Source organism: Campylobacteraceae bacterium (assembly GCA_013215945.1).
In the GTDB taxonomy this organism is placed as follows: domain Bacteria; phylum Campylobacterota; class Campylobacteria; order Campylobacterales; family Arcobacteraceae; genus NORP36.
In genome coordinates, this window is record JABSOM010000012.1 from 105,791 (window position 1) to 112,652 (window position 6,862).

Sequence of the window (6,862 nt, forward strand, 5' to 3'; positions counted from 1 at the left end):
TTTTAGAATAGGAGTTATTTTATACTACCCCAGATTGAACATATACTATTAATTTTTCATAAATTTAATTTTATGAATACGCTTTTTCAGACATTAATTTACGCCAACCAGAAACATTTACTGGACCCTTTTTACGGATAATAAAATTACGTAATAATCGTCCTAAATAATAGTTTCCCATTGATGCTAATTTTATAATTTGATTTGATTCTTTAAGAACCCATTCAATACGAGGTTTTCTTATTTTTTCAAACTTACTTAAAGTATCACAAATAGAGTTCTCTTTTAATAAACTTATTAGACAATTTACATCTTCCAATCCCAAAGCAACTCCTTGCTGTAACGTAGGAGGGCATCCATGCAAAGCATCTCCAAGAAGAAGAACTCGTTTATTGACTGCTTCAATAGTACTTACAGATTTCAATTCTCCCGTAATTATTTCAGATGAGTCAGAAAGTTGATTCAAGACCTTACTTACTGGTTCACAATAATCTTTAAATATCTCAGATAAGGCATTCAGAGGATTTTTTTTATGCCAATACCCATTTTTATCAGTAGTTTGACCATAACAATATACTGTATTATCTCCCATTGGATAAATCATAAACGCATTATCTGTTCCTAAATAATAAATAGGATGTTTATCAGTCGTATTCATTCTTGCTGTAAATCTCCAATTAGTAATATCAGGTTTTAAAATAGTTGTATTTGTAAATTCTAAACTTCGTATTTGAGAGTTAATTCCATCGGCACCTATAAGTAAATCAAAATATTCGGTGTCCCCATTAGAAAATAAAACTGACACACCTTTATTTGAATTTTTCATTGTTAAAATTGTGGTATTAAATTTCACCTGACTATTCGATTCTTCTCTAATAATTTCAAGCAATTTATTTCTGCTTAAAGAAACGAAGGGAGCTTGGTTTAAAGGTTTTTCAATAAGAGACGTTTTACTTAAGGTTTTTCCATCTTTTAAAGCATACTCGATATCGAAAACTTGATGGGCAGCCTCCATGATTTTTTTAGAAAAGCCTAACTTTTTAAGTTCAATCATTGCATTTCCAGGAAGACAAATTCCTGCACCTTCAATACTGTATTGTTCTACTTTTTCAATTATAGTAGTAAGATGACCTTGCTTAGAAAGCGCATGGTCTAAAGATGTACCTATAATTCCTGCACCTACAATTAAAATTTTGTATTGATTCATACATTGACCTTCATGTTTTATTATTGCTGAAAATTATAACTAAAAATATTATAAAAGACATCAAAAATGAAATCGATAATAAAAGATACAGAACAGGTACTTAACAAAGAAGGCATAGCGTTATGAATAAAACAATAGATTTTCAAGTATTAGAACTAATACCAGAACTTCATTTAGTAAAAAGAACTAAAGAAGAAGGTTTTAGCATATATTTATAAAGAGTGGAATATAGCGGTTTAATGAGAATCTATATGATTTGTTATACTAAAAAGGAAAGTTTAAAAACTTTCCCATTCATCTGCATCCGATTTTTCTTCTTTAATAATTCTTGGTTCTGCTTTTTTTACTCTGTAAGGTTTAGGAGATTTTTTAACAGGTAAACTTTCTTCTATGACTTTTTTAGGAGCAAGAGTTTCGGTATGTACTTCAACACTGCCTTTTCCAATAAAATCAGCTTCATTTGCTTGATCAACAATACCTTTAGCCATTAAACTTGTAGATTCTGCAATTAGAGCTGTTTCACTAGCAACTGCTGCATTTTCTTGTGTACCTTGATCAAGTCTAGTAATAGCATCGTTTATTTGTTCAATACCTGTTTGTTGTTCTTTAGAAGATAAAGCAATATCATTAATCGTTTCTGTTGTTTTTTTGATATTTGTATTTAAAATATTGTAACCCTCTATCATTTTATCAGCACTTTGTTTTCCAAGATTGGTTTTAACAGTTGCTGCTTCTACTAAATCTTTTATTTCTTTTGCTGCTTCTGCTGATCTGCTTGCAAGATTTCTTACTTCTTGAGCAACCACTGCAAATCCTTTTCCAGCTTCTCCTGCTGTTGCTGCTTCAACAGCTGCATTTAAAGACAAGATATTTGTTTGAAATGCAATTTGATCAATAACAGTAATCGCATCTGCAATAGCTTGCGTTTGAGAATTAATTTCATCCATAGAATCAACCGTAGAACTTGCAAGTTTTTGCCCAGAATCAATAGACTCTTTTAATTCATTTGAATATTCTGCCATTTTTGATATGTTATCTGTAGTATGAATAATAGTACTTGTAATTTCTTCTAGTGCTGCTGCTGTTTCTTCTAAAGAAGCTGCTTGGGCATTAGAACTTGTACTTAAAGAAGTAACATTAGCAGATAATCTGCTTGCATTTTCTTCCAGCGTTGAACCATTTTTTAAACTGTCTAATAATAATTTGTTGATAATAATAGACAAATCATTTAAACCTTTAGATACTTTTCCACTTGGATTATCAATGGTGGAAGTAAAGTCTAATTTTGTATATTTTTCCAATAAACTTGTTATTTTGTTAATATCTCCATCAACATTTTCTTCAACATTTTCAAGCATTTCATTAAAAATTACTTTTAACTCTTGTAAAGCTTCATTTTGTGTTGATTTTTCAACTTTATACGTTAAATGACCTTCTTTAACTTTTTGAACTACTCGTTTAACATCATTGATTAATGCTGCGTCTTGTTCCATCAAAGATTTTGTTTTTACAACATTTTCATTAATTATCTTAGCCATAGTTCCTATCTCATCATTTGAACTGTCATCTAAATGAGAAACTTCTTTATTTTCTTTGTTAATGTATTTAAAAAAGTTTAATAAACCCTCTTGGAATCTTTGAAGAGGTTGAAAAATTACTTTGTTAGAAATCATTGCCATAATAAAAGCAAGTAATATCATAATAAAAAAGATAATGATAATATTGGTAATTATTGTATCTTTTATGGCCATAAAAGTTTTTTCTTTCATTAATGTAACTCTGTCTTCAATATCATCAATATAAGCACCCGTTCCAACTATCCAATCCCATTTTTCAAATTTCTGAACGTACGATAATTTTTTAGTTGCTTCTTCTTCTTTTGGTTTTTGCCAAGAATAAGCTACTACTCCACCTTCTACTTTAGCATTGGCTGCTATTACAATTTCTTGAAATAAATATATTCCATTAGGATCTTTTAAGTCTTTTAAGTTTTTACCATTTAAAGAAGGTTTAACAGCATGCATAATCATTACATGATTAGAATCATTTATCCAAAAATAACCTGTTTTTCCATATTTCATATTCGATATTGCTACTAAGGCTTCTTTTTGAAGACGCTCTGTTACATTATCAACATATTCACCTGTACCAATTACCCAATTATAAGGTTTAAACAGTTTTACAAAGGATACTTTTTCTTGGGGTTCATCAAAACCAGGTTTAGACCATAAATAATCTACAAAACCTTCACCTTTATTTTTTCCAATTTGAGCAAATTCCCAAAAAATTCTTTTTCCACCCTTATCTTTAAAAGCAGAAAGATCTTTACCATTTAAAGAAGGTTTAATTGGATGCATAACCATTTTTGCATCCAAATCATTAATCCAAAAATATCCAGATTTTCCATATCTTGTTGCTTCAACTGCACTTTTAATAATCTCTTTTAATTCTTCATCATCCATGGTTCCGTGATATTTTTTGTATTCACCTTCCATAATTGACAACAGAAATTTTGTTTGGTCTTTTAAATACAGTTCTACTTCTTCTTTTACTTTTTCTTTAGAAGTACGTTTTTCATAAGATTCAATTGTTTTCATTACTAAAGACACATAATTTTGTAATTCTTCTTTTTTTGTTTTGTAGGCTTCTTCTTCAAATTGTTTAATTACAATTTCAGATGTATTTTGCAAAGAAATAACAGATTGAATAATTGTAATAGTTGAAACAACAACAATGGAAGAAATTACAATAATAAGTAATTTTGCTTTAATTGAGACAGATTTGAACATTTTTGATCCTTTAGTAAGCCACTGTTGATTCTGGTTTACTATTTGTTTACAATTAAAACATTATTTTTGTTAATTTAAAATTAAAAATTATTTTTAGTAAAAATTATCAATACTTATTTTAATAATGACATTTAAAGTAAGTATTAACAATCAAGAAGATGCAGATTATAGTACTTGAGAATGACTTTTAACATTTATTTAAGTTATTAATCACATTTAAAGAACAACAATCCTACCACTTATAAAACAATAAACTTAAATAAATAATATTTAATTACATCAAATAATAATTAAATTAAAGAAGTATTTTGAGTTTTAATTATTTTAGTAGCAGTTAAAAATATATAGTTCTTGCCTGTTAGTGTTACTCTAAATTTTTTTTGCTGTAAGTACTTTTTACAAAAATAGATATCTTTATGTAAAACCGACATCTCACTGTAAGAATAGTTTTTTGCTTTTGCACCAAAAATCATTTCTCCACCCATCCACCTGCAATTAGGGAAACCAAGTATTATGGCCCCATCTTTATTTAAATATTCTTGAACCAAAGACATAAAAAGTAATTTAAAGTTTAAACTTGAACTTTGTAAAGTGCCAATACTAATAAGTAAGTCTGTTCTTTCTAAGTTTAAGCTTTTTAAATCATTTATATCATGAGTATGAAAAACAGCATTAGAAGGGAATCTATCTTTTGCAATCTTTATTGCACTTGGACAAAAATCAACTCCCACTAATTTTAATTTATCAAAATCTTCTTTGTTTAATAATTTAGAAATAACTTCAAATTCATCTGCTCTGTTTACCCCAAGATTTAAAATATTTTTTCGTGTATGTACTTTTACATTTTTTAGGGCTTCCACATAAGTATTAATATAAGAAGGTTCTTCATTTTTATTAATTAAAGAAAAAGAAGAAGACTCTCCATATTTCTCTAGTTTAAGATTTTTGTCATTGTGAAAAGACTGTTCAAGATCTAATTTGTGAAAAGACAAAAGAATTGTAGATGTACTTATGATTTTAGGTGTAAGAAGTTTACAAAACAGTACTTCCGCTAGATCATTCCATGCTTTATAAGATCTATACACATAAGTAATACCTTCTTTAATAATTATTTGTCCTGCATGAGCATCAAGCGCTGCGTCTGGATTTAATACTTCAATAGAACTCGTATTGTTAGCTTTTAAATAAATAAGTATATCTTGCATACTTTCATTGGTAAATTTTTTCATTTCATACTTTGTTTTTGAAATTATAGCCATTCAACATGAAAAGTAGTATAAGATAAGACCATTACAATATTAGGACATAAAATGAAATATACAAGCCAATCAGAGAAAAGTGTAGAAGAAGTATCGTTAAGCATCCAAGAAACAGTAAAACAGTTTAAATTTGGGGTATTGCACATACATAATATAAAAGAAACGCTGATAAGTAAAGGAAAAGATTTTAAAAAAGAATGTTTGGTATTGGATATTTGTAATCCAGACTATGCAAAAGAAATTTTAGATCAAGATATGGAACTATCCATGATACTTCCTTGTAAAATATCCATTTACAAAGATGAAAATACGACAAAAATATCTATGTTAAAAATATCTGAATTAATTCCTTTATTAAATAAAGACTTAAAAGAAAAAGCACTTGAAATAGAAAAAATACTTTTAGAAATCATATCTTTGTCAAAATAAAGAATAATAAAACATAGAAATAAAATTTAATTATTTTGTGAGATATCAACATTACTTTAGTATAATAAAAAAATTACAAAGGAGTTATTTACTTGAAAAAAATCTTATGCATTGCACTTGGTTTAAGTGCACTATATTTACCAAATGTTTTAGCAAATAATACCAATACTCTTCTTGAAAAAAAGGAAGTATTAGTAGGTTATTATGGTCGTCCAAATACAGCATCCCTTGGAATACTTGGGCAAAGTAGTATTAAAGAACTGGTTGTTAAAATGAAAAACAAGTCAAAATACTATTCAGAGGAATTAAACAATAGTATTAATGTAAAAATGGCTTTTCATTTAATTTATGCACTGGCAACAAAAGATCCAGGAAATGATAATGATTATATCTTGAATTTGGGTGAGAAAACAGTAATGAAGTATATAAAAGCTGCAAAAGAAGAAGGTTTTGCAGTAATAATAGATTTACAACTGGGAACACAAACACCTTTAGAAGCGGTACTTCCTGTTCTTAAATATCTTAAGTATGATAATGTACATTTAGCTATTGATCCAGAATTTAAAATACCTACTCACAGACGTTATCCGCCAGGACGTTATATTGGTCATATTTTTGGAAAAGATTTAAATGCTGCACAAGAAGTTATGAATGATTATTTAGAAAAAAACAATATACAAGAAAAAAGAAATCTTATTGTACATATGTTTCATAAAAGAATGTTAAGAGAAAAAGACTCTGTTAAAAATTATGAAAAGATTAATTTGATTTATAATATTGATGGACATGGACAAGCTGGTTCAAAAATTAAAATCTATAATGGTTTATTCAATGAAACATCTTCTTTAGTTGCAAGTAGTGGTTTTAAGATCTTTTATAATGCAGATATCAAACCCTTAATGACTCCCAAACAAATCCTTGGTTTAGAAGCTATAGGAAGCAGAAAAATACAAATACAACCCACATACATTAATTATCAATAAAAATCTTATAGTAAGCATTTATAGCTTGCTATAAACATATTAATTGTTTAAGAGTAGATCTTTTAAAAATATATTTAGTATTAAATTGATTGTGTTTTGAATATATTGGAGATTAAATTTTTTGGTTGCGGAAACAGGATTTGAACCTGTGACCTACGGGTTATGAGCCCGTCGAGCTACCGTGCTGCTCTATTC

At 28.1% G+C, this 6,862-nt stretch carries 5 protein-coding genes; 2 read left to right on the forward strand and 3 right to left on the reverse strand.

Going from position 1 to position 6,862, the window contains the following annotated elements; translation table 11 throughout:
- Nucleotides 1-70 precede the first annotated feature (70 nt).
- From HRT41_12680 to HRT41_12690, 3 genes are all read right to left on the reverse strand, one after another.
- Nucleotides 71-1,207 carry an FAD-dependent monooxygenase gene (locus HRT41_12680; GenBank protein NQY24880.1) on the reverse strand — a complete coding sequence of 379 codons (1,137 nt, stop codon included), beginning with the start codon at nucleotides 1,205-1,207 and terminating at the stop codon, nucleotides 71-73.
- A gap of 278 nt (nucleotides 1,208-1,485) precedes the next feature.
- Nucleotides 1,486-3,996 carry a cache domain-containing protein gene (locus HRT41_12685; GenBank protein NQY24881.1) on the reverse strand — a complete coding sequence of 837 codons (2,511 nt, stop codon included), beginning with the start codon at nucleotides 3,994-3,996 and terminating at the stop codon, nucleotides 1,486-1,488.
- Nucleotides 3,997-4,286: 290 nt separating this feature from the next.
- Nucleotides 4,287-5,225, reverse strand: coding sequence for a methyltransferase domain-containing protein (locus HRT41_12690; GenBank protein ID NQY24882.1), 939 nt, complete (start codon nucleotides 5,223-5,225; stop codon nucleotides 4,287-4,289).
- Nucleotides 5,226-5,306: 81 nt separating this feature from the next.
- Here HRT41_12690 and HRT41_12695 point away from each other — a divergent pair, with 81 nt between their 5' ends.
- Together HRT41_12695 and HRT41_12700 are read left to right on the forward strand one after the other, a co-directional pair.
- Nucleotides 5,307-5,684, forward strand: a complete 378-nt coding sequence (locus HRT41_12695; GenBank protein NQY24883.1) for a DUF302 domain-containing protein — start codon at nucleotides 5,307-5,309, stop codon at nucleotides 5,682-5,684.
- 92 nt (nucleotides 5,685-5,776) lie between these two features.
- On the forward strand, nucleotides 5,777-6,667 hold the full coding sequence (locus HRT41_12700) for a hypothetical protein (GenBank protein ID NQY24884.1): 891 nt from the start codon (nucleotides 5,777-5,779) through the stop codon (nucleotides 6,665-6,667).
- Nucleotides 6,668-6,862 lie beyond the last annotated feature (195 nt).